The 22,219-nt window shown below is 74.7% G+C and carries 18 protein-coding genes and 1 pseudogene; 9 read left to right on the plus strand and 10 right to left on the minus strand.

Annotated features, from left to right (window positions below):
- Positions 1 to 113 precede the first annotated feature (113 nt).
- Positions 114 to 1,442, minus strand: coding sequence for a hypothetical protein (locus tag ACIG5E_RS24155; RefSeq protein WP_396536490.1), 1,329 nt, complete (start codon positions 1,440 to 1,442; stop codon positions 114 to 116).
- Between the two features lie 457 nt (positions 1,443 to 1,899).
- Between ACIG5E_RS24155 and ACIG5E_RS24160 the strand changes: the two genes are divergently transcribed.
- The 7 genes from ACIG5E_RS24160 (at position 1,900) to ACIG5E_RS24190 (ending at position 8,042) form a co-directional block, all read left to right on the plus strand.
- Positions 1,900 to 3,081, plus strand: coding sequence for a peptidoglycan-binding protein (locus ACIG5E_RS24160; protein WP_396536492.1), 1,182 nt, complete (start codon positions 1,900 to 1,902; stop codon positions 3,079 to 3,081).
- A 322-nt stretch (positions 3,082 to 3,403) separates the two neighbouring features.
- Positions 3,404 to 3,907, plus strand: a complete 504-nt coding sequence (locus tag ACIG5E_RS24165) for a DUF2269 domain-containing protein (RefSeq protein ID WP_396536494.1) — start codon at positions 3,404 to 3,406, stop codon at positions 3,905 to 3,907.
- A 99-nt stretch (positions 3,908 to 4,006) separates the two neighbouring features.
- Positions 4,007 to 5,014, plus strand: a complete 1,008-nt coding sequence (locus ACIG5E_RS24170) for an MsnO8 family LLM class oxidoreductase (protein ID WP_396536548.1) — start codon at positions 4,007 to 4,009, stop codon at positions 5,012 to 5,014.
- A gap of 597 nt (positions 5,015 to 5,611) precedes the next feature.
- Entirely contained in the window at positions 5,612 to 5,995 is a 384-nt protein-coding gene (locus ACIG5E_RS24175; protein WP_396536550.1) for a hypothetical protein, read from the plus strand.
- 109 nt (positions 5,996 to 6,104) lie between these two features.
- Positions 6,105 to 7,127, plus strand: a complete 1,023-nt coding sequence (locus ACIG5E_RS24180; RefSeq protein WP_396536496.1) for a transcriptional regulator — start codon at positions 6,105 to 6,107, stop codon at positions 7,125 to 7,127.
- Positions 7,128 to 7,209: 82 nt separating this feature from the next.
- Complete coding sequence (locus tag ACIG5E_RS24185; RefSeq protein WP_396536498.1) at positions 7,210 to 7,662, plus strand: roadblock/LC7 domain-containing protein; 453 nt, start codon at positions 7,210 to 7,212, stop codon at positions 7,660 to 7,662.
- Between the two features lie 5 nt (positions 7,663 to 7,667).
- Positions 7,668 to 8,042: a hypothetical protein gene (locus tag ACIG5E_RS24190; protein WP_396536500.1), complete on the plus strand. Its 375-nt coding sequence runs from the start codon at positions 7,668 to 7,670 to the stop codon at positions 8,040 to 8,042.
- Between the two features lie 48 nt (positions 8,043 to 8,090).
- On the opposite strand, the gene ACIG5E_RS24195 is transcribed toward ACIG5E_RS24190, so the two are convergent.
- From ACIG5E_RS24195 to ACIG5E_RS24235, 9 genes and pseudogenes are all read right to left on the minus strand, one after another.
- Entirely contained in the window at positions 8,091 to 8,492 is a 402-nt protein-coding gene (locus tag ACIG5E_RS24195; RefSeq protein WP_396536502.1) for a DUF6188 family protein, read from the minus strand.
- A complete protein-coding gene (locus tag ACIG5E_RS24200) occupies positions 8,473 to 9,642 on the minus strand; it encodes an NUDIX hydrolase (RefSeq protein WP_396536504.1) in 1,170 nt (389 codons plus the stop codon). Before ACIG5E_RS24200 ends, ACIG5E_RS24195 begins: the two co-directional genes overlap by 20 nt.
- Before the next feature lie 116 nt (positions 9,643 to 9,758).
- Positions 9,759 to 9,929: pseudogene (locus ACIG5E_RS24205) on the minus strand (GNAT family N-acetyltransferase); the annotation flags it as partial.
- A 55-nt stretch (positions 9,930 to 9,984) separates the two neighbouring features.
- Positions 9,985 to 10,869, minus strand: a complete 885-nt coding sequence (locus ACIG5E_RS24210) for an SGNH/GDSL hydrolase family protein (protein WP_396536506.1) — start codon at positions 10,867 to 10,869, stop codon at positions 9,985 to 9,987.
- Positions 10,844 to 12,067, minus strand: a complete 1,224-nt coding sequence (locus ACIG5E_RS24215) for a glycosyltransferase (RefSeq protein WP_396536508.1) — start codon at positions 12,065 to 12,067, stop codon at positions 10,844 to 10,846. Before ACIG5E_RS24215 ends, ACIG5E_RS24210 begins: the two co-directional genes overlap by 26 nt.
- The gene (locus tag ACIG5E_RS24220; RefSeq protein ID WP_396536510.1) at positions 12,064 to 13,290 is read right to left on the minus strand and encodes a glycosyltransferase family 4 protein; all 1,227 of its coding nucleotides are present in this window, start codon (positions 13,288 to 13,290) and stop codon (positions 12,064 to 12,066) included. The genes ACIG5E_RS24215 and ACIG5E_RS24220 overlap by 4 nt, the downstream gene beginning before the upstream one ends.
- 112 nt (positions 13,291 to 13,402) lie before the next feature.
- Positions 13,403 to 13,591, minus strand: a complete 189-nt coding sequence (locus ACIG5E_RS24225) for a YegP family protein (RefSeq protein ID WP_396536512.1) — start codon at positions 13,589 to 13,591, stop codon at positions 13,403 to 13,405.
- A 158-nt stretch (positions 13,592 to 13,749) separates the two neighbouring features.
- Entirely contained in the window at positions 13,750 to 14,505 is a 756-nt protein-coding gene (locus ACIG5E_RS24230; RefSeq protein WP_396536514.1) for a thioesterase II family protein, read from the minus strand.
- 26 nt (positions 14,506 to 14,531) lie between these two features.
- The gene (locus ACIG5E_RS24235; protein WP_396536516.1) at positions 14,532 to 15,314 is read right to left on the minus strand and encodes an aminotransferase class IV; all 783 of its coding nucleotides are present in this window, start codon (positions 15,312 to 15,314) and stop codon (positions 14,532 to 14,534) included.
- Between the two features lie 168 nt (positions 15,315 to 15,482).
- On the opposite strand from ACIG5E_RS24235, the gene zapE reads away from it, so the two are divergent.
- Together zapE and ACIG5E_RS24245 are read left to right on the plus strand one after the other, a co-directional pair.
- Entirely contained in the window at positions 15,483 to 16,547 is a 1,065-nt protein-coding gene (zapE, locus tag ACIG5E_RS24240; RefSeq protein WP_396536518.1) for a cell division protein ZapE, read from the plus strand.
- 67 nt (positions 16,548 to 16,614) lie between these two features.
- Complete coding sequence (locus ACIG5E_RS24245; protein ID WP_396536520.1) at positions 16,615 to 22,167, plus strand: SDR family NAD(P)-dependent oxidoreductase; 5,553 nt, start codon at positions 16,615 to 16,617, stop codon at positions 22,165 to 22,167.
- The last annotated feature ends 52 nt before the right edge of the window (positions 22,168 to 22,219 follow it).

A 22,219-nucleotide genomic window follows, 5' to 3' on the forward strand; every position in this document is an offset into this window, starting at 1 on the left:
CCCGGACCGGCGGCCACGACACACCCCTGCCGGACCGAACGGAGACGCAACTGCAACCGGGTGCGGATACGGCGGAGGCCGGCGGACACCGGGTGCCCCACCGGCCCCGCCCGTCACGGGCCGGACGGGCGTTGGGCGAGGAGTTCCGCCATCACCGCCACCGGCAGGGCCGGGTTGGCGGCTGCCGCCGCGGCGGCGCGGGAGTCCGGGGCAGCCAGGCAGGTGGCCAGGGCGGCGGGGGAGGCGTTGGGGTGGGCGGCGACGGTGCGCAGGGCCTTGACGGGGGTGGGCGGGGTGGCGACGATCCGGTCGAGCACCGCGCCGGGAGCGTCCGGGTTCGCAGCCACGGCGGTGGCCACCGTCGTCCCGAACGCGTCCAGCATGGCGGTGAGCTGGGCGGCGGTGAGGCCCGGGTGCGGGGCCACCGACTTGACCACCTTGGCGTCCGGGTCGGCGGCCAGGCGGTCACGGAGGGCCACCGGCAGATCGCGGCGCGCGGCGGCGAGCATGCGGACCCTCGCCTCCCGCGAGCCTGCGAGCCCGGCGAGTTCGGCAGCATCGGCGGCGGCGATCCGGGGGAGCAGCAGGGCCGGACCGATCCGGACGGTGGTGGCGAGCCGGGCGAGGAGGTCGAGCGGGACGCGCGGGTGTTGGGCGAGCGAGCGCCGCACGTCGTGGCCGTCGTCCTCGGCCAGGCGGCGGATCAGCCCTTCGTCGATCCCCGGGTTCTGGGCGAGGTTGGACCGGACCCAGGGGATCTCGTCCCCGCCGAGCCGGTGGTACGCCTCGGCGGGCAGCCCGGGGTGGGTGGCGAGCGCCTGCCGGATCATCGCGTGGTCGGCCACCAGCCGGGCGGCGGCCGCTCCCGGGGTGGTCGGATTGGCCGCCGCCTGTTCGCGGACCATCACCTCGGGATCGTCCAGCAGGGCCGTCAGCAGCTCCACGGGCATGGCCTCGTTCGCCGCGGCCCAGCGCCGCACCGTCGGCAGCGGGTGGGCGGCCAGGCGGGTGAGCAGGTCCAGCCGCGCGGTGTGGATCGCGAGCACGGCCACCACGTCGGCCGACTCGTCGGCCGCGAGCAGGTCCGCGGCTTCGTCCGGCAGGCCGACCGCCGAGGCGAGCCGGACCCTGACCAGCTCCTCCGGGTCGCCGGCGAACAGCCGTGCCCAGTCCGGATCCCCGCGCCCCTCGTCCAGCAGGACGAGTGCGACCTGCGGGCGGGCGAGCGGGTCGACGTCCTCGGCGCGCAGCAGGCCACGCGCGGCCAGTCGTACGGCGGCGCCCTCGTAGCCGTCGGCCAGCTGCCGGACCTGGTCCGGGGTGAGATCCGCCCGCTCCGCGAGCTCCTCCGCCAGGTCCTCGTCGGCATCGGCGATCAGGCGCGCGAGCAGCTCGGGCGGCAGGGCGGGGTTGTGGGCGACGGCGTGCAGCGGCGAGGGCATCCGCGCATTGTGCCCGCGGCCCGGCCGGGCCCGCCGCCGAATTCCGCGACGGAACCGGCCGGCCGCCGAGTTCCGTGATGGTCTCGGGGTAGGCGCGCATGGTGGGCAGGGCGAGGCGGTCTCCTTGCATGGCGCGGTATCTCGGTCAGATCGTCAGAATCATTGCGGCGATGGCGAGATGGGCGCTTTGGGTGCACCACCGTGGACTAGACCACTTTTGAAGTCAACGATTGACAGGGTGGCTGCGACGAGGTGGGATGCGCCCCCGCCCGGCGGCTTCCCGGGGTCGCGCGGTGCGCGCCCCGGTTCGTATGTGAGGACGAATTCCCCTCGCTGATCCGAACGGCCGTGCGGCTCCCGGTGGTTCAGTGCCGTCGATCGCGCCCTCGGGGTCAATTCCCGGCGCGAACCTGCCGATTACAGTATTGACGTTATAACGCCGTTCGGAGGAGCCATCATGCCCGAACTATGGCTGCCCGGTGCCGAGATCCACGACCTTGGCGACCGCGCGCCGACCGACCACCAGTACCCGCCGAAGGCCATCGCCCACATCACCTGGGACCGCAACGCCACCGCTCAAGCGCCGCAGGACTGGTGCTCCTACGAGGACCTGGTCGGGTACTTCACCGGCGCCGGTGCCGGCAGCGCCCCGCACCTGGTCTGGGACCCGTTCAGCGGACGCGCCACCCAGCTGTTCCCCGCCGACTCCCGCTCGAAGAGCCTGCTCAGCCCCGCCCAGAGCCCGACCCGCACCAACCGGGCGGGGCGGGTGGTGATCCAGATCGAAGCCGTCTTCTTCCCGTACTGCCGCCACCAGGGCACCGTCTACCCGCAGTTGGTAGACACCCCGTGCGCGGGCTGGGACCGGATCCACGCCTGGGTCTCCTCCTGGGGCGTGCCCGACGAGTGGCCGATGGGGCGGCCGACCGACTTCTCCGAACACCGCGACGAGCACGTGTGGGAGACCCGCGGCGGCTGGTACGCGCACGCCCACGTGCCGTTCAACGATCACGTCGACCCCGGCAGCTGGCCCGCCCTCGGGAGCGACTCCGGCTCGCCCTCCTCGCCGCCCCCGTCCGGGGGGTCCGTCCCGGCCCGCTACCAGGTCACCGTCAACGGGCTGGCGTACGGGTACGGCGCCCAGGGCTACCAGGTCACCACCGTCGGCCGGGCGCTGGTCGCGGGCGGCTTCGGCGCCCACTACCAGTCCGGGCCCGGGCCGACCTGGACGGACGCGGACACCGAGAACTACGCGGACTACCAGGCGAGCCTGGGCTACTCCGGGCAGGACGCGGACGGCGTGCCGGGCGAGGGCTCGCTGCGGCGTCTGCTCGGTTACCTGCCCGGGCCGCGCACGGTCTCGCTCGCCCACGTCGTCGAGGCGGCGCGCAGCGACCCGGGGGCCGAGCAGGGGCACCGGACGTACGGGGCCGAGGTGGCGATCGTCGAACAGGCGCTGGCGGACGAGGGGTTGCTCGAACAGCGCTGGGTGGACGGCTCGTACGGCAGCCTCACGGTCACGGCGTACGCGGGCTGGCAGCGACGGTGCGGGTACACGGCGGGGGCCGCGGACGGGATTCCCGGGCGGGACTCGCTGCACCGGCTCGGCGCGGCGCAGGGGTTCGCGGTGACGGACTGAAGGGGGGAGATGCCGGGGGTACTTCGGGCGGTACTCCCGGCGGTACTCCCGGGGGAGTTCGTCGGCCGCGGTGAGGCGCGGGCGCGTACTCGCCCGGGAGTACGCGAGGTTACTTCCGCTGTCAGATGACCGATGAGGGACGGGCGGGGGAGTCTGGGCGCGTCGTCGTGAGCCCGACTCGAAGGAGGTACCCGTGCGCTCGTCCAGTCCGTCTAGTCCGTCCGGCTCGGGCGGGGCCGTCGCGGCGCCCGTTGGGGCGGCCCCCGGCTCGGGGCGGCGGTCCGCCGGTCGTCGCCTGTCGCCGGGGGCGCGCAAGCGCCTCGTGGTCCTGCACGTCGTCGTCTCGGTGAGCTGGCTGGCGCTGATGCTCTGCCTGCTCACCCTGGCGGTGACGGCCCTGGCCACCGACGACGGCGACCGGCTGAGAACGGCCTACCGGGCGATGGGCATGCTCGGCGACGCGCTGGTCCTGCCGCTGAGCCTGCTCACCTTCCTGAGTGGGGTGGCGCTGGGGCTCGGCGCGTCCTGGGGCCTGTTCCGGTACTACTGGGTGAGCACCAAGTTCTGGCTGACGCTCGGGGCGATGGCCGCCTCGGTCTTCGCCCTGACCGCCCGGCTGCACGACGCCGTCCGGGTGGCGGACGCGCACCCGACCGGGCCGATCCCGGTCGCGGACCTCGGGTTCGTCCGGTACAACGCGGTGATCGTCCCGGCCGTGGCGTTCTCGCTCTACCTGTTCAACATCATCCTGTCGGTGTACAAGCCCTGGGGCCGCCGCAAGGCCGCAGGCCGGCGCCCGGGCCGAATACCCTCGGCCGGGCGGTGACGGCGCCCCGGGCGCTCACGGCCTTCCCGGCGCTCACGGCGCTCCCGGCGGTGTCGACCCCGGGAATGCCCGCGCGGCAGGAGGGTGTTGTCCACCCACGTGATCAGCGCAACGCCCACGACCAGGCTCTCCGTCCTCGACCGCTCCCGCACCAGACGGGGCGAGGAGCCGGCGCAGGCGCTGCGGAACACGGTGACCTTCGCCCGGGAGGTCGAGCGGCTGGGCTACCACCGCTTCTGGGTCTCCGAGCACCACGGCGTGCCCGGGGTGGCCGGATCGGCGCCGACGGTGCTCGCCGCGGCGGTCGCGGCGGCCACCACCCGGATCCGGGTCGGTACCGGCGGGGTGATGCTGCCCAACCACCGCCCCATGGTGGTGGCCGAGCAGTTCGGGGTGCTGGCGGCGCTGTTCCCGGGGCGGATCGACATGGGCCTCGGCCGCTCGGTGGGCTTCACCGACGGTGTCCGGCGGGCGCTCGGGCGGGAGAAGGACGCCGCGGACGACTTCGGCGGCCAGCTGGCCGAGCTGCTCGGCTACTTCGACGGCTCGCAGCAGGTCCACCGCGACGTCCACGCCCGCCCGGCCGAGGGCCTGGACGTGCCGGCCTTCGTCCTGGCCACCGGCGCCGGCGCCGACCTGGCCGCCGAGGCCGGGCTGCCGCTGGTCATCGCCGCCGCGCGCGGGGAGGAGCGGATGCTCGCCGCGATCGAGGGCTACCGCAGCCGCTTCCGCCCTTCGGCGCAGACCGCCGAGCCGTACGTGGTGGTCTCGGGCACGGTCGCGGTGGCCGAGACCGGGGAACGGGCGCGCGAACTGCTCGTCCCGGAGGCCTGGGCCGGCGCGTACTCCCGTACCCACGGGGAGTTCCCGCCACTGGCCCCGGCCGCCGAGATCCGGGCACGGGCGATGAGCGATCGCGAGCGGGCCGCGTTCGAGCAGTCGCTCAAGGGCCACATCGCGGGCACCCCGGAGCAGGCCGCCGCCGAGCTGGCCGCCCTGGTGGAGCGCAGCGGTGCGGACGAGTTCCTGGTCGCCACCAGCACCTACGACCGCACCGCGCTGCTCGACTCCTACCGGCTGCTCGCCGAGGCCGTCGGCCAGGTCTGAACGGCGTCCGAAGGGGTGCCCGGAGGGGTAGCCCGGAGGTGTGCCGGGGGTGCCCGGATCCGATTTCTGGCCAGGCGTGATGACCTGCTACTGTTCTTCACGTCGAGAGGAAATGATCTTCCGAAGCGGGGATCCCTCGAACATGCGTCAGCGGTGCTACCAGAGCACGTCCCACTTTCAGTGGGAAGAGTCCGTGCGACCCGGGCCTGGCGCTCCACCCGAAGGGGCCCGTTCCGTCCAGCGGAACGGGCCCCTTCGTCATATCCGCCCGCCAAGCTGCCGACGGGCCCGGCCTCTTATCGCATTTCCGGCCTCGAAACCCTGGGTCGCCCGTCGATATCGGCCAAGGTCTCGCGCCAGGTAGCCGACGGGCGACGCTCCGTGACGGCGGACCGGCCAGCAGTTTTGCCCCTCCGGCAGGCTTGACGGTCCGTCATACCTTGGCTGGAACTCGCCGAGGCTGGTGTGAATATGCCATTGGAATGTTCGTCATACGGAATCCGGCAGTAGCCTTCCGTGTCGAACCTGCCACTGCTGGTGGCGACCGGCCGGATCCGCGCTGCGCCCGGCCACCCAGACCCCCTCGAAGGAGCCGGTGTGCCGGGTATCGACGAATGCCTCTCCGGAGCGATGGCGATCGCCGGAGCCCGCTCGGCGAGCCTGGTCGACTGGAGCAGCGGACTCGCCCTCGGCAGCCTCGGCGACAGCCCGGCCGGCGAGCACGAGACCGCGGCCGCCGAGGCAACCGACCTGGTGCGCGCGGCCGTTGAGAGCCAGACCTTCACCGCGGCGGAGGACCAGCGCTCCCCGCTGGAGGACATCATCGTCACCGCAGGCCGCAGTTACCACCTGATCCGCTTCATCGACACCGCCTTCGAGAGCCGACTCGTCCTGCACCTCTGGCTCGACCGCGAGTCGGGCAACCTCGCCGTCGCCCGCTTCCGCCTCCAGGCCCTCGCCGAGGACCTGGTGCTCGGGTGAGCACCGGGCCTGCACCGACCACCACCGCATTCCGGCCGGCCGACTGCGCGGACACCTCGCGGCGGGCCCGCGGAGCGACCCCGCGCCGGCCCCGACGGCGGTGGCCCGCATGACCGCCGCACCGCTCATGGCGGAACCGGCAGGCCGGGCCGAGCCCACCGCACCGCGGACCCCCGGCGAGGCCGTCGCCCTGCTCGCCGCCCGCCGCGCCACCGGCGCCCTGCACGGCCCGCTCGGCATCCTGCACCTGGTCGACGGCCAGGTGGCCGCCGCCGAGTCCCCGCGCGCGCCCGGCCTGGCCGACCTGCTCACCGGCTGCGGCCGGATCACCCCCGAGGACTGGGCCGAGCTCCTGCACCACCACGGCCCGCAGGGGCGGCTCGCCGAGGTGCTGGTGGAACGACAGCTGCTCACCCGAGGCGAACTCGAACTCGGCCACCTGGGAACGCTGTTCGACGCCGCCTACTTCGTCCTCGCGGACCGGTCCGGCGGCACCTGGCGGTTCGAGTCCGGCGCCCGGCACTGGCTCGGCACGGTGGCGCTGGTCGATCCGGCGCGGCTCGGCCGCGAGGTCGAGCGCCGACGCCGGCTCCTCGACGGGATCTGGCCGTGGCCGCAGCTCGACACCGCTCCCGTCCGTCCGGTCGAGCGCAGCCGCCGCCCCTCGCACCGCCCGCCGGGCCGCCGTCGGGGCGAACTGCTCGACCACGCCGACGGCCGAAGAACCCCGGCGGACCTGGCCCGGCTGCTCGGCCGCTCCGGCTTCGGCGTCACGGCGGACGTCCGCCGTCTGGCCGCCGCCGGTCTGCTCGACGCCCCGCGGCACGCGGCGCCGACCACCACGCCCCCGGCGGCGGAACCCGGACGACCGGGCGGCGGCCTGCACCGCAGGGTCCCCGGCGCCACCCTCCGCAGCACCCCGGCCGTCGGCCCCGCCGCAACCGGCCTCGCGTGCCCCGCTGCCGCAACCGGCCTCGCGTCCCCCGCTGCCGCAACCGGCCTCGCGGCCACCACCGCCCCCACCAGCTCAGACCGACCGCCCACCACGGCAGCGGCCCACCCGCTGACCGTCCCCGACCCGGACATCGCGCTGCTGACCCGGGTCCGAGACCTTCTGGAGGTCCGACTTTGAGCCACTGTCCGCCCGCGACCCCGCCGTACCGGCCATGAGGCGGGCGCTCAAGCAGCGTGTCGGAAGGAGACAACTGATCGCCTTGGAGACCGAGCTGCTCGCCGAACTCCGCGCCGTCAAACGCCGCGTCCCGCACCTCGCGGGCGGCCTGGTGGCCAGCGTGGACGGTCTGCTGGTCGCGCACGACACCCACGGGGCCGAGCCCTCCGGGCTGGCCGCGATGACGGCGGCCTCGCTCTCGCTCGCCCAGCGGCTGGCCGACACCACCGGCCAGGGCGAGTTCCGCGAGTCGGTGGTGCGCGGCGAGCACGGCTACGTCGCCACCTACGCGGCCGGCGGCAGCTGCGTGCTGACCCTGCTGGCGCACCCGGACGTCAACGTCGGCCGGCTCCACCTGGAGGCCCGCCGCTGCGCCCGGCGCATCGCCGAGCTGCTCAACGACGCCCTGACGCCCAAGGACCCGCGCGACCCGGGCCGACCGGCCCCTTCGACCGTCCCCCCTCGACCGAACACCCCACCATCCAACGGGAGCTGAACACAATGACCGACGCAGCAGGCGCACTCAAGCAGGCCATGACCGTCATCGAGGGCGCCATCGGCGCGGCCCTGGTGGACTACAACAGCGGCATGGCGCTCGCTACCCTCGACGGCCCCGGCGGCCTGGACCTCAACGTGGCCGCGGCCGGGAACACCGACGTGGTGCGCGCCAAGATGCGCACCATGGACATGCTCGGCCTGCAGGACGGCATCGAGGACATCCTGATCACGCTGACCAGCCAGTACCACCTGATCCGCCCGCTCGCCGGCCGCACCGGCAAGGGCCTGTTCCTCTACCTCGCGCTGGACAAGGGCCGCGCCAACCTGGCGATGGCCCGCCACCAGCTCACCAAGATCGAGGCCGACCTGGAGGTCTGACCGGCAACGGGCCGCGGAGGAGGCCCCGGACGAGGCCCCGGCGGCGGCTCACGCCCCGCCGGGCTCCGCCCACCGCACCTCCCCGCCCGGCAGCCCCGCGCACACCGCCCCCTCGGCGGTCAGCACGCTCCACGGCGCGAGCAGTGCGTGCGGCGGGACGGACAGCGCGCCGCCCTCCGCGAAGCCCAGCTCCAGGCCGCCGGCCAGGGTGATCCGGGCGGCGCCGACGGTCCGCCCGACCAGCGCCAGCAGGCTGGAGGTCGGCCGGAAGGTCAGCGCCGGGAAGAAGTGCTCGACCTCCTCCGGCGCGGCGAAGGACGGCGCCGCGAAGCGGAACTCGTGCGCCACCCGTACGGTCACCGGCCCGTCGAGCCGCAGGTCGAGCCGGCCTCCGCCGCTGACCGCCTCGACCCGCCGGCCGGCCAGCACCTCAGTGATCGCGTTCTGCATGCTCCCAGTGTTCACCCGCCGGACGGTCCCCAACCGCCTGCCCGCCCACCAGCTCAGCCGGCCCGGCCGACCGCTCCCGGGCGGCCAGCGCGGCCGCCACCCGGTCCCAGGACGGCCCGGACAGCAGCGCCCGCGCCTCGGCCGGCTCGCAGAGCCGCCACTCCATCAGTTCCTGCTCCTGCAGCGCGATCGAGCCGAGCAGCCGCTCCGTCACCGTGCCGCCGTCGTACAGGTACACCAGGACGGCGGTGTCCCGGCCCGTCGCCGGATTCGCGCCGGGATCGGCCGCAGCCCCCGGCTGCCAGTCGACCGCCAGCAGCCGCCCGGGCTCGACCTCCCAGCCCAGCTCCTCGCGGATCTCCCGCCGGGCCGCCGCCCGGGGCGTCTCCCGGTCCGCCTCGACCCCGCCGCCCGGCAGCGTCCAGTACTGCTCGTCCGGCCCGGACCACGGCCGCAGCCGCACCAGCAGCACCCTCCCGTCGGCGTCCGTGAACACGGCCCGCGCCTTCGCCCGGATCCGCGGCCGGGTGGCGTAGTAGGTGTCCCGGTCCATCGGCGGCTCCGGCGGCTGCACCTCGGCGGGCCCCGCCCCGGCCGCCGCCCCCAGGCCCGGCGCGGCGGCCAGCCCGGTGTACTCGGGCACCGGCCCGTCGGCGGGCAGCTCCCGCAGGGTGTGCCCGACCGGCCGGCTGTCCTCCAGCTCCAGCGGCCCGGCCGCCCGCGGCGCCCGCAGACAGGCCGTCACCCGCCGGGACAGCCGGGGCGGCAGGGCGTGCCCCGCCTCCTCCGCCGTCAGCCACACCCACCCGCCGACCTCCGCCGCATCCGGCCGGATCGCCGCCACCTGTTCCGCCGTCAGCGGCTCACCCCAGTACAGGTACGCCACGATCGGCGGACGGCTCGGGGACAGCGCCCAGTCGACGCAGGCCAACGGCCCCAGCCGCGGCGTGAACCCCAGCTCCTCGGCGACCTCCCGCACCGCGGTCTCCCGCGGCGAACGGTCGGCGGGCTCCCACCCGCCACCCGGGATCGCCACCGGATGCTTCCGGTCGTACGGCAGGCGCACCACCAGCACCCGCCCCTGCCCGTCCGGGAACAGCACCCCGGCCGCCGCCAGGATCCCCCGCCCCGCCCTGCCCGACGTCTCCACTCCGGCTCCTTCCACCACAGCGCTCCCCGGGGACGACACCCCCGCAGACCCGATGGTTCCCGCCCGGCCGCCCCGCCGATCACCACCAGGGGGTGACGTGGCCGCGGAAAACCCTGCTAGTCGCCGAGGATTCGCTCCCACAAGAGCCCGTCCCGCCAGCTCCCGTCGAGGAGGATCGAGGAGTGCGCGACGCCGTACGGGCTGAACCCGTTGCGGCGCAGCACGCGCTGCGACGGCAGGTTCTCCAGGCTGGTGGACGCCTCGGCGCGGTGCAGCCCGAGTTCGTCCGTTGGGTCGTCGATCGCGGCCCGCCCCTGAGGGGACGGCGCCCGGCCGCACCCGTCACCCCAGCTCCGCCAGGGCCTGGGCCGCCGCCCGGGCCATCTGTTCGTCGTGCCGCCCGCTGGAGCCGCGCAGCCGGGCCGCGCCCTCGGCGGCCGCCAGGGCGAGCAGGCCCGGCAGCAGGTCGGTGCTGCGGGCGGCGACCCAGCGGGTGCCCTGGGTGGCCATCCACCACAGGTCGGCGGCCAGGCCCGGTGGGGCTTCGGCGGGTTCGGCGGCGGGTGGTGGGCCGAGGGGGTGGCCGGCCGTGGTCAGCAGCTCGTGGAAGCGGCGGGCGATCAGGTGGTGGCCCTCGGCGCTGGGGTGGAGACGGTCGACGCTGAGCAGTCCCCGTTGCGCGCACCAGGGCAGTTCGGCGATGTGGAGGTGGATCGCCCGGTGCCGCACGGTGAGGGCGTGCACCACGGTGTTGACCGCCCGCATCCGCCGGGCCAGCGGTCGGGCGAGCGGTGCGGGGAGCCGGAGCAGCATGCCGGGGTCGGGCAGGCAGGCGGTCAGCAACACCGCGCCGTGGCCGGAGAGTTCGCCCAGGGCGGCGTCCAGCTCCAGGGTGGTGCGCCGGATGTCGAAGCCGGTCCGCAGGGTGTCGTTGCCACCGACCAGGACCGCCGCCAGCTGGGGCCGCCGGGCCAGTGCCAACGGAAGCTGACGGTCCGTCAGATCGCTGGTCAGCGCCCCGCTGTACGCCAGGTTGGTGAACTCGACCGCCTGCCCCTCGGGCGCCAGTGATCGGGCGAGGACGGCGGCCCAGCCGCGCCACTGCGCGTCGACCTGGTCCCCGACCCCTTCCGTCAGTGAGTCCCCGAGCGCGACGAAGCGCAGCAGCTCGCCGGCCGCGGGCCGTTCCTCCGCCGACCGGTCAGGCCCGGCGTCCAGCACGCTCATCCCAACCACCTTCCACCGCAACAGAGTTACGAACGTCCTCCGCCGCGCAGGAGCTCCGCACCCCGTGCGCCGCCAGGAAGGCCTCCACCGCCGCCGGCCAGCCGTACCGTTCGGCCTGCGCCCGGGCGGCCGCCCGCCGGGCCTCCTCCGGCCGGGCCAGCAACTGCCGGACGGCGCCGGCGAACCCGGCCCCGGTGTCGACGGCGGCCACCCCGGCGAGGCCGATCAGCCCGGGCAGCGCGGAGGAGCGGCTGACCGCGACCGGTGTGCCACAGGCCAGCGCCTCCAGCGCGGCCAGGCCGAAGGTCTCCACTGGTCCGGGCGCCAGCACCACGTCCGCACTGCCCAGCAGCCCGGCCAGCTCCGCGCGCCCGTCCAGGTGCCCGAGGAAGCGCACCGGCAGCCGCAGCCGCGCGGCTCGGGCGGCCAGCCGCTCCCGCAGCGGGCCGGTCCCGGCCACCACCAGCACGGCGGGCACCCCGCGCGCCCGCAGCCGGGTCAGCGCCTCGATCGCGCGCTCGGGCCGCTTCTCCGCGGAGAGCCGGGAGCAGAGGACGAGCAGCACGTCCTGCGGCGCCGCGTACCGGGCCCGCTGCGCCGCCCGGTCGGCGGGCGGCAGTGGCCGCATCGCCGCCAGGTCCACCCCGAGCGGGGCCCGGACCAGGTTGGGCACGCCGATCCGCCGGAACTCCGCGGCCGCCCAGTCGGTGGTGCAGAGCACCGAGTCGTAGGCGCGGGCGGTGGCGGCGTTGAGCCGGTCGGCGGCCGCGGCGGCGAGCGGACCGGGTACGCCCCAGGTGCGCAGCACCCCGGTGGCGCTCTCGTGCGAGACCATCACCGAGCGGACGCCGTGCCGCCGGGCCCAACCGCCCGTCCAGCGCAGGGTCGTACGGTCGGACACCTCCAGCCGGTCGGGGCCGAGCCGGGTGAGTTCGGCGGCCACCGCCCGCCGGTCAGCGAGCAGCCGGTAGCCGCCACTGGCGGGCAGCTCCGGGCCGGGCAGGGTGATCACCAGGCCCTGTTCGGTCTCCTCCTCGGAGCGCCGTTCGCCGGGCACGATCAGCACCGGCCGGTGCCCGGCCGCCCGGTACCCGGCGCCCAGGTGGCGCAGCGCGGTGCGCAGGCCGCCGGAGACCGGGGTGACGAAGTTGGCGAGCCGCACGATCGTCAACGGCCCGGTGCGGGACAGGGGTGTCATGCCGGCAGCTCCTCCGGCAGGACCGGCGCCACCGGCTCGGCCGGAGCCGCCCCCGACGGAGGGACGGGAGCGGGCAGCCCCCGGTGCTCCGCCAGCACCTCGGCGTAGTGCCGCAGCAGCAGGTCCCCGACCGCCTCCCAGGTCCGGGCGGTCACCTCGGCCCGCCCGGCCTGCCCGTACGCGGCCCGCCGGGCCGGGTCGGCGGCCAGCTCGGCCACCGCCCGGGCGACCGCTGCACCGTCCCGGGGCGGCACCAGCAGCCCGGTGCGGTGGTGGGCGACCAGGTCGAGCGGGCCGCCGGCCGCCGGGCCGATCACCGGTACGCCGCTGGCCATCGCCTCCTGGATGGTCTGGCAGAAGGTCTCCAGCGGGCCGGTGTGCACGAACACGTCGAGGGTGGCGAAACACCGGGCCAGTTCCTCGCCGGTGCGGCGGCCGAGGAAGACCGCGCCGGGCATGGAGGCCTTCAGCCCCGGCGCCGACGGTCCGTCCCCGACCACCACCACCCGCACCCCGGGCAGAGCGGAGGCGGCCGCCAGCAGGTCGACCCGCTTCTCGGGCGCCAGCCGTCCGACGTACCCGACCAGCACCTCCCCGCCCGGGGCGAGCGCCCGGTGCAGCGCCTCGTCGCGGTGGCGCGGGTGGAAGCGCACCGAGTCCACCCCGCGCGGCCACAGCTGCACCCGGGGCACCCCGTGCGCGGTCAGGTCCTGCGCGGCCGGGGTGGACGGCGCCAGGGTGCGGGCGGCGGCCCGGTGCACGGCCCGGATCCGCCGCCAGGCCGCGGCCTCCCCGAGGCCCCGCCCGGCCCGGTAGGCGTGGGCGTACCCGGCGAGGTCGGTCTGGTACACGGCGAGGGCGGGCACCCCGAGCCGCGCCGCGACCTGCATCCCGCGCGCGCCGAGCACGAACGGGCTGGCCAGGTGGACGATGTCCGGCCGGTGCCCGGCGAGCGCGGCCGCCAGCTGCCGGCTCGGCAGCGCGATCCGCACCTGTGGGTATCCCGGCAGCGGCATCGAGGGGATGTGCACCACGGGAATCCGCTCCGCCTCGGCGCCGGAGCCGAAGGTCCGGGGCGGGCAGTGGGCGCCCCGTGCCGGGGCGGGGGTGACGACGAGGGGCTGGTGGCCCCGGCGGACCAGGTGCTCGGCCGTCCGCAGCACGCTGTGGGCGACTCCGTTGACCTCGGGCGGGAAGGATTCGGTGACGATGGCGACGCGCATGCCAGTGTTGTGTCCGCGCCCGGCGTGCACCCGGCCAAAGGGATCTGTCGTACAAGCGAACGCGGGTCGGCGATTTGCACCACCGACCCGCGTGTCAAGCGCTGTCCGAACCTCAGGCCGATCCGGCCGTCTCCTTGAGCTCCGCGTACGGCGCGAGCTTGCGGATCGACTCGATGCTCTTCAGGCAGTCGTCCTTGCTCTCCTGCGGGTCGCCGGTCACCACGACGGACCCGTTGCTCGCCTTGAGCCGGAACCGGTGCATCCCGCTCTCGTCCTTGTACAGCTCGAACTTCCCAGCCATGCCAGTAACAGCCTTTCGCTCAGCTAACCCCCCTCGCACCGCACCGTAGGGCCGGCCCCGGTGCGCCGCCCGCCGACTGGGGCATCCGAGTCATCGGGGCCTCGCCGAACTGACCCGTTCGGGTCACGTCGGGCAGTGATGGCATGTGCGCGGCGGGCTCAGGCGCCGTTGAGGCGCTCGGAGACGGTGCGGAGGATCGCGGGCTGGTGGTGGATCAGGTAGAAGTGGCCGCCGCCGTAGACGTCGAGGGAGAAGTCGCCGTTGGTGTGGTCGGACCAGGCGGCCGCCTCGTCCTCGGTGACCATCGGGTCCTCGGTGCCGATGAGGACGTGCACGGGGCAGTTCAGCTGGGGGCCGGGCCGGTACCGGTAGGTCTCGGCCGCCTTGTAGTCGTTGCGGATGGCGGGCAGCGCCATCCGCAGCAACTCCTCGTCACCGAGCACCTGTTCGTCGGTGCCGCTGAGTTCCCGGAGCTTCGCGATCAGTTCGCCGTCGTTGCCGAGGTGGACGGTGCCGCCCTCGCGAAGGCGGGAGGGGGCGGGCCGGGCCGAGACGAAGAGGGCGCTCGGCACCGTGCCGGCCTCCTCGAAGCGGCGGGCCAGTTCGAAGGCGAGGCTGGCTCCCATGCTGTGGCCGAAGAACGCCACCGGGCCGTCCGTGTTCCGCCGGAGCACGGGGAGGAGCTGGTCGGCGAGCTCGTCGATCGACTCGACCAGCGGCTCCGAGCGGCGGTCCTGCCGGCCCGGGTACTGGACCGCCACCACGTCACAACGGGGGGCCAGCGCGCGGGACATGGGGAAGTAGAAGGTGGCGCTGCCGCCCGCGTGCGGGAGGCAGACGAGGGTCGGGGCGCCGGGATCGGCCTGGTGGTAGCGGCGTATCCAGAGCTGGTCGGTGGTGACGGTGCTCGTCATGGGTGGTGCTGTCCTTCCGGGGATCGTCAGCGCGGCTGTTCGGGCTCGATCTCCGCGTACCGGTCGCGGAGTTCGGCCAGGATCGGATGATCCGTCGCAAAAGGTACGGCGCCGATGGCGGAGATCGGCCGGACGCCGACGGCGGCGTTCGTGGCGAACGCCGCTTCCATGGACGGAAGCTGGTCCAGGGTCACGGTCCATGACACGCAGCGGTCATGAACAGCGGTCAGCAGCGCCTCGGTCACGCCGGGCAGGTGCTCCGCCCGCGGCCAGACCACCTGACGGCCGTCGAAGAAGCCCACGTTCCAGGTGGCGCCCTCGGAGATCCCCAGCTCATCGCTGTGGAACAACGCGTCGTCGAAGCCGTCGAGTTGTGCCGCGCGGCGCAGGTGCAGGCTGTCGAACAGTCCGGTGTGCTTCACCCCGGCGACCTGGCGCAGGTGCCTGACGGGCTGGACGCGCATCGGCCCCTGCGGAACTTCCGGTGCGGGGCGCGTGGTGACGAGGATCCGCGGCGCGGCCGGACCAGCCGGGTGAGTGAGGCTCAGATCGGGGTCGAAGACGGTGATCCGGGCGACCACGTCATCCACCGTCAGATCCAGTGCATGGCACAGTTCTTGACGGACGTGATCCAGGTTCAGTTCGGTGCCGAACACGGTTCGGCAGTCCCGTGCCAGCCGTGCGAAATGCAGCGCGAGTCCGCGTATTGCGCCGCCCTCGACGCGCATGGTTGTGAAATGGCCGTAACCGATCAGTGCGAGCGACGTGATCTCGTCGACGCCCAACTGCCGCTCGTCGAGCTCTTCCATGGCGCACAGTGTTCCACCTGCGAGGTTGCCCGACGATAGTGACGATCATCACCCCCCGGGAGGGCATTGTCGCAGGCCGTGGGCATCTGGCAAGATCACGACCGCTCGCCGGTGAGAAACCGTCACCGGCTTCGGCGCTATTCAGACTGGAACCGGGGGGGCCGTCAGTTGATCGAGAAGTTCGAGCGCGCAGCCGAGGAAGCGGGTTTCGTTCTCGACGCCTCGCAGATCGCCGCGGCCGAGCGGCTTTCCGTGCTCGCCGCCGAGTTGTCCGGCCGACGCCGCTTCTTCGGTGGAAAGCAGCCGCGCGGCGTCTACGTGTGGGGGCCGGTCGGACGCGGCAAGAGCTGGCTGACCGGGGTCTTCTACGAGGCGCTGCCGGTGCGGAACAAGCGCCGGGTGCACTTCCACGAGTTCTTCCGGGAGTTCCACACCGTCTACGCCCGGCACCGCAAGGAGCGGAACGCGTGCGACCTGGCCGTCGCCGAGCTGCTGAGCGACTGCCGACTGCTGTTCTTCGACGAGTTCCACGTGCACGACCCGGGCGACGCCATGATGATGGGCCGCGTTCTGACCTCGCTGTTCGACCAGAAGGTCACCCTGGTGACCACCTCGAACTACCCGCCCGACGGCCTGCTGCCGAACCCGGTCTACCACCACATGTTCGAGCCGACCATCAAGCTGCTCGAAGGCAACCTGGACGTCCTGGAGGTCGCGGGCCCGCAGGACTACCGCGCGGAGAGCACCGCCGGAGCGGCCCGTTCGCAGTTCCAGCGCGGGGCCTACATCTGGCCCGGCACCGAGCAGCAGCTGCGCGAGGCCGGACTCGAACCGCCGGCCGACGGCGAGCGCCAGCGCATCGACATCGGCGGCCGGGACCTCGTGGCCCGCGCCGTGCGCGACGACCTCGTCTGGTTCGACTTCCACGAGCTGTGCGACGAACGCACCTCGACCATCGACTACCTGGGCCTGGCCGACCGGTTCGGCACCTGGGTGCTCTCCGGACTGCCGGAGCTGACGGCCGGCAGCAGGGACGCGGCGCAGCGCTTCGCCAACCTGGTCGACGTCCTGTGCGACCGGGACGCGAAGCTCTACCTCGTCGCCGACGGCCCCCTGGCGGACTGCCTGCGGGGCGACGCCCTGCCCATCGACATCAACCGGACCGCCAGTCGCCTCATGCTCCTTCCGGGCTCCGCCACGCCGGGTGCGACGCAGGCGACCAGACAGGCGTGAACGAGGACCGGACGGCGGTCCGAGGCCGCCGTCCGGCCGTGGCGATTCCCGTAGGAGGAGCAAGACCATGGCGGCTGAAGAGAAGCTGCGCGACTATCTGAAGCGGGCTACCGCCGAGCTTCGCAACGTCCGACAGCAGCTCCAGGAGGCGGAGGACTCCGCCCACGAGCCCATCGCGATCGTCGGGATGGCCTGCCGGTACCCGGGCGGGGTCGGTTCGCCGGAGGACCTGTGGCGACTGGTCGCCGACGGCACCGACGCGATATCGCCCTTCCCGACCGACCGCGGCTGGGACACCGAGGGCATCTACGACCCGGACCCCGAGCGCGCCGGACGCACCTACACGCGGGAAGGCGGCTTCCTGCGGGGCGTGACCGAGTTCGACGCCGAGTTCTTCGGGATCAACCGGCGCGAGGCCCTCGCCATGGACCCGCAGCAGCGGCTCCTGCTGGAGACCGCGTGGGAGGCCGTGGAGCGCGCCGGCATCGACGCGACGACGCTGCGCGGCAGCCGCACCGGGGTCTTCGCCGCGGTGATGTACCACGACTACGAGGGCCTGCTCGAAGGCCAGGACGAGCTCGCCGGCTACGTCATCAACGGCAGCGCCGGCAGCATCGCCTCCGGGCGCATCGCGTACACCTTCGGCTTCGAGGGCCCGGCGCTGACCGTCGACACCGCCTGCTCGTCCTCCCTCGTCACCCTGCACCTGGCCGCGCAGGCGCTGCGGCGGGGCGAGTGCACCCTGGCCCTGGCCGGCGGGGCCACCGTGATGTCGACGCCCGCCTCGTTCATCGAGTTCAGCCGCCAGCGCTCGCTCGCACCCGACGGCCGCTGCAAGGCCTTCTCGGCCGCGGCCGACGGCACCGGCTGGGGCGAGGGCGTCGGCATGCTGCTGCTGGAGCGGCTCTCCGACGCCCGGCGCAACGGCCATCCCGTCCTCGCGGTGGTCCGGGGATCGGCGGTGAACCAGGACGGCGCGAGCAACGGCCTCACGGCGCCCAACGGCCCCTCCCAGCAGCGGGTGATCCGCCAGGCGCTGGAGAACGCGCGACTGCGCTCCGACGAGATCGACGCCGTCGAAGCGCACGGCACGGGCACCTCCCTCGGCGACCCCATCGAGGCCCAGTCCCTCCTCGCCACCTACGGGCAGGAGCGCGCCTCGGACCAGTACCTGTGGCTCGGCTCCCTCAAGTCGAACATCGGCCACAGCCAGGCCGCCGCGGGCGTCGGCGGCATCATCAAGATGGTCATGGCGATGCGGCACGGCGTCCTGCCGAAGTCCCTGCACTCGGCCGAGCCGACCGGGCACGTCGACTGGTCCTCCGGTGCCGTCCGGCTGCTCACCGAGGCCAGGCCCTGGCCGGAGACCGGCCGGCCCCGGCGCGCCGCCGTGTCCTCCTTCGGCATCAGCGGCACCAACGCGCACGCGATCCTCGAACAGGAACCGGTGGCCGTCGAGGAGGAGCCGTCGCCCGCTCCCGAGGAGGCGCCGCGGGCCACGCCGTCCGTCCTCTCCGAGGTGCCGCCAGCGATCCCGCTGCTGCTGTCCGGCAGGTCGGCGGACGCCCTCCGGGCGCAGGCCGAGCGGCTGCGGGAGAGCATCGAGGCGGAGCCGTCCGCCGACCCGGCGGACATCGCGGCCGCGCTGCTGCGCAACCGCTCCTCCTTCGAGCACCGGGCGGTGGTCTTCGGCCGCGACCGGCAGTCCCTGCTGCGGGAGCTGACCGCCCTCGCCGAGGACGCCCCGACCGTGCCGCGGGGAACCGCTCCGGCCGGTGCCCGACCGGTGTTCGTCTTCCCCGGCCAGGGTTCGCAGTGGACCGGCATGGCGCTCGAACTCCTCGACTCCTCCCCGGTCTTCGCCGCGCGCATCGAGGAGTGCGACCGGGAGTTCGCCCCGTACCTCGACTGGTCGCTGACCGGGGTGCTGCGCGGTGCCGAGGGCACGCCGTCCCTCGACCGGGTGGACGTGCTCCAGCCCGCGCTGTTCGCCGTGATGCTGGGACTCGCCGAGGTGTGGCGGGCCTGCGGGGTCCAGCCCGCCGCGGTCGTCGGCCACAGCCAGGGCGAGGTGGCCGCCGCGGTGGTGGCCGGCGCGCTCTCGCTGCCCGACGCCGCCCGGATCGTGGCCCTGCGCAGCCAGGCCCTGCTCGAACTGTCGGGCACCAGCGGCATGCTGTCCGTTTCGCTCTCGGCCCGGGCGGTCGAGGAGCGGCTGCGGCCGTGGGGCGAGCAGCTCTCCGTCGCGGCCGTCAACGGGCCGCACTCCGTGGTGGTCTCGGGCGACAGCGGCGCACTCGACGAGTTCCGCCTCGCGCTGGAGGCCGACGGGACGTGGGTCCGGCGCATCCCGGGCGTGGACACGCCCGGGCACTCGGCCCGCATCGACGAGGTCCGCGAGCGCATGCTGGCCGCCCTCGCCGAGACCGCGCCGAGCGCCTCGGACGTCCCGTTCTACTCCACCGTCACCGGCGGCCTGCTCGGGACCGACGAGCTCGACGCCGGGTACTGGTACCGCAACATGCGCCAGACCGTGCAGCTGGAGCCCGCGACGCGTGCGCTCGTCGCCGACGGCTACGCGCACTTCTTGGAGATCAGCCCGCACCCCGTCCTGCACGTCGGACTCCGGGAGACCTGCGAGGCGGCCGGCGGCCAGGTCTTCCTGGGGGAGACGCTGCGCCGCACCGACGGCGGTCCTCAGCGGCTGCTCACCTCGCTCGCCCAGGCCTGGATCCACGGGCTCGCACCGGACTGGAGCGTCGTGCTCGGCAACCGCCGGCCGCAGCCGGTCGAGCTGCCCACCTACCCCTTCCAGCGGGTGCGCCTGTGGCCGCAGGCCCGGCAGGGCCGGACGGACGCCGACTCGCTCGGCCTGCGCAACGCCGACAACCCGCTGCTGGGCGCCGGCGTGCCGCTGCCCGAGACGGACGGGTTCCTCTTCACCGGGCGCCTGTCCCGCGGCAGCCACGCCTGGCTCGCCGACCACGCGCTCGCCGGCACCGTGCTGCTGCCGGGTACGGCCTTCCTCGAACTCGCCCTCCACGCGGGCCGGCTGCTCGACTGCGGACAGGTCGACGAGCTGCTGCTGGAGAACCCGCTGCTGCTGCCCGAACAGGGCGGCGTCCAGGTGCAGTTGACGGTCGCGGCGCCCGACGCCGCGGGCCGCCGTACGGTGCAGGTGTACGCCCGCCCGGACGAGCCGGACGCCTTCGCCGTCGGAGAGCCGTGGACCCGGCACGCCACCGGCGTCCTCGCCCCCTCAGCCCCCGTCGCCCCCGCGCCGCTGGGCAGCTGGCCGCCCGAGGGCGCGACCGAGCTCGAAGTCGGCGACGTCTACGAGCGCTTCGCGGCGGCCGGTTTCGAGTACGGTCCCGCCTTCCGGGGGATCCGGGCCGCCTGGCGCCGGGGCGACGAGGTCTTCGCCGAGGTCGCGCTGCCCGACCGGCTCCGGGCGGACGCCCAGGGGTTCGGGATCCACCCGGCGCTGCTCGACGCGGTGCTGCAGACCATTCCGCTGGGTGCGCTGGCCGGCGAGGACGGCGGGATCGAGCACGGCCGGATGCCGTTCGCCTGGCACGGCGTCTCGTTGCACGCCGCCGGCACGGCCGCGCTGCGGGTCCGGCTCGCCCCGGCGGCCGAGGAGGCCGTCACGATCCGGGTCGCCGACCAGTCGGGACTGCCGGTGGCGACCGTGAAGTCCCTGGCGCTGCGCCCGGTGAAGACGGAACAGCTCGCCGCGGCGGCGCGACGGGCCGACTCGCTCTTCCGGCTGACCTGGGAGCGGCTCGCCGCCCCCCGGGCCGCGCAGCTGGCGTGGACCGTGCTCGGCCCGGACACCCCCGGCCCGGAGGGTGCCGAACGGCTGGACGGCTTCGCGCAGTTGCGCGCGGCGCTCGATGCGGGGAGCGCCGCGGGAAGCGATGCCCCCGCCGTCGTCCTGGCCTCGGTCGGGGCGACCGAGGTGCGCGCCGCGGCGACCGCCGCCCTGGAGCTCCTCCAGGCCTGGCTCGCCGAGCCGCGGCTGGAGGGCTCGCGGCTGGTGCTGCTCACCCGGGGCGCCGTCGCGCTCCCCGGCGACCCGGCACCCGACCTCGCCCAGGCCGCCGTGCTGGGCCTGGTCCGTTCCGCCCAGTCGGAGAACCCGGGCCGCTTCACGGCGGTCGACACGGACGGCGACCAGGCCTCGCGGCGGGCGCTGGCCGCGGCCCTGGCGGCCGACGAGCCGCAGCTCGCGCTGCGCAAGGGCGGGCTCCACGCCCCCCGGCTGGCCCGCGCGGCCCGCGCGGAGCCGGACGGGCCGGCGTTCGCTCCGGACGGCACGGTGCTGGTGACCGGCGGCACCGGCGCGCTGGGCCGCGCCGTCGCCCGCAGCCTGGTCGCCGACCACGGCGTGCGGCGGCTGGTGCTGGTCAGCCGGAGCGGAGCCGCCGGTGGGCTGGAGGAGGAACTCGCCGCCCTGGGCGCCTCGGTGACCGTCGCCGCCTGCGACGTCGCCGACCGCGAGGCCCTGGCCGCGCTGCTGGACTCCGTCCCGCGGGAGCACCCGCTGACCGGCGTGGTGCACACGGCGGCGGTCCTCGACGACGGGATCGTGCAGTCGCTCACGGCGGAGCAGTTCGACACGGTGCTGCGTCCGAAGGTGGACGCGGCGCTGCACCTGGACGAACTGACCAGGGGCACGGACCTCTCGGCCTTCGTGCTCTTCTCCTCGGCCGCCGCCCTGTTCGGCGCGCCGGGGCAGGGCAACTACTCCGCCGCCAACGCCGTCCTGGACGCCCTCGCACAGCGCCGCCGGGCCGAGGGCCGGCCGGCGGTGTCCCTCGCCTGGGGGCTGTGGGCCGAGTCGAGCGGCATGACCGGCCACCTGGACGACGCGGGCATCGCCCGGATCGAACGGGACGGGCTGCAGGCGCTGTCGACCGCGGAGGGCCTGGAGCTGTTCGCCGGCGCGCTCGGTCACGAGGAGGCGGTGCTCGTACCGTTCCGGGTGGATCTCCGGCAGCTGCGGGCGCAGGCGCCCGGCGGCGTCGTCCCGCACCTGTTCCGGGCCCTGCTGCCGGCACCGGTGCGCCGTGACGCTCCCGTCGCGGTGGCCGAGTCCTCGCTGCCGCGGCAGCTCGCCGCGGTGCCGGCGGCCGAACGCGGGCGGATCCTGGCCGATCTGGTCCGTACGAACGCCGCCGCCGTGCTCGGCCTGGCGGACGGGCAACTGGTCGACGAGAGCCGCGGGTTCTTCGATATGGGCCTCGACTCGCTGACCGCGGTGCAGCTGCGCAACCGGCTGGGCGCCGCGGTCGGGGTGACCCTGCCCACCACCCTCGTCTTCGACTACCCGACGCCGACGGCGCTGAGCGACTACCTGCTCGGGGAGCTGGCGATCGAGGAGGCGCCGGTTCCGCTCATCGGCGAGCTGGACGGGATCGAGACGGCGCTGCGGGCCGTGGTCGCGGACGGCGACGATGAGGTGCGCGGGAAGCTGTACGAGCGCCTCCAGGAGCTCGCGCGGATCTGCGCGGCTCCCGCGGCCACCGGCGCGGACACCGGCTCCGGCGGGGGCCTGGACTCGGCCTCGGCGGACGACATCTTCGCGTTCATCCAGCAGGAGTTCGGCAAGGCCTGACCGACGCCCTGAGGGCTGCGGCGGAAATGCGAAAAGGCCGTTGGTCTCCGAT

The sequence above is a fragment of the Kitasatospora sp. NPDC053057 genome, assembly GCF_044546945.1.
Lineage (GTDB): Bacteria > Actinomycetota > Actinomycetes > Streptomycetales > Streptomycetaceae > Kitasatospora.

Excerpts from the sequence above, each read along its gene's own strand:
- ACIG5E_RS24195 (WP_396536502.1), bottom strand. The coding sequence starts at position 8,492 with ATGCAGAACGCGATCACTGAGGTGCTGGCCGGCCGGCGGGTCGAGGCG.
- ACIG5E_RS24245 (WP_396536520.1), top strand. The coding sequence starts at position 16,615 with ATGGCGGCTGAAGAGAAGCTGCGCGACTATCTGAAGCGGGCTACCGCC.
- ACIG5E_RS24180 (WP_396536496.1), top strand. The coding sequence starts at position 6,105 with ATGACCGCCGCACCGCTCATGGCGGAACCGGCAGGCCGGGCCGAGCCC.
- ACIG5E_RS24215 (WP_396536508.1), bottom strand. The coding sequence starts at position 12,067 with ATGACACCCCTGTCCCGCACCGGGCCGTTGACGATCGTGCGGCTCGCC.
- ACIG5E_RS24235 (WP_396536516.1), bottom strand. The coding sequence starts at position 15,314 with ATGGAAGAGCTCGACGAGCGGCAGTTGGGCGTCGACGAGATCACGTCG.
- ACIG5E_RS24210 (WP_396536506.1), bottom strand. The coding sequence starts at position 10,869 with ATGAGCGTGCTGGACGCCGGGCCTGACCGGTCGGCGGAGGAACGGCCC.
- ACIG5E_RS24155 (WP_396536490.1), bottom strand. The coding sequence starts at position 1,442 with ATGCCCTCGCCGCTGCACGCCGTCGCCCACAACCCCGCCCTGCCGCCC.
- ACIG5E_RS24230 (WP_396536514.1), bottom strand. The coding sequence starts at position 14,505 with ATGACGAGCACCGTCACCACCGACCAGCTCTGGATACGCCGCTACCAC.
- ACIG5E_RS24190 (WP_396536500.1), top strand. The coding sequence starts at position 7,668 with ATGACCGACGCAGCAGGCGCACTCAAGCAGGCCATGACCGTCATCGAG.
- ACIG5E_RS24225 (WP_396536512.1), bottom strand. The coding sequence starts at position 13,591 with ATGGCTGGGAAGTTCGAGCTGTACAAGGACGAGAGCGGGATGCACCGG.
- ACIG5E_RS24220 (WP_396536510.1), bottom strand. The coding sequence starts at position 13,290 with ATGCGCGTCGCCATCGTCACCGAATCCTTCCCGCCCGAGGTCAACGGA.
- ACIG5E_RS24160 (WP_396536492.1), top strand. The coding sequence starts at position 1,900 with ATGCCCGAACTATGGCTGCCCGGTGCCGAGATCCACGACCTTGGCGAC.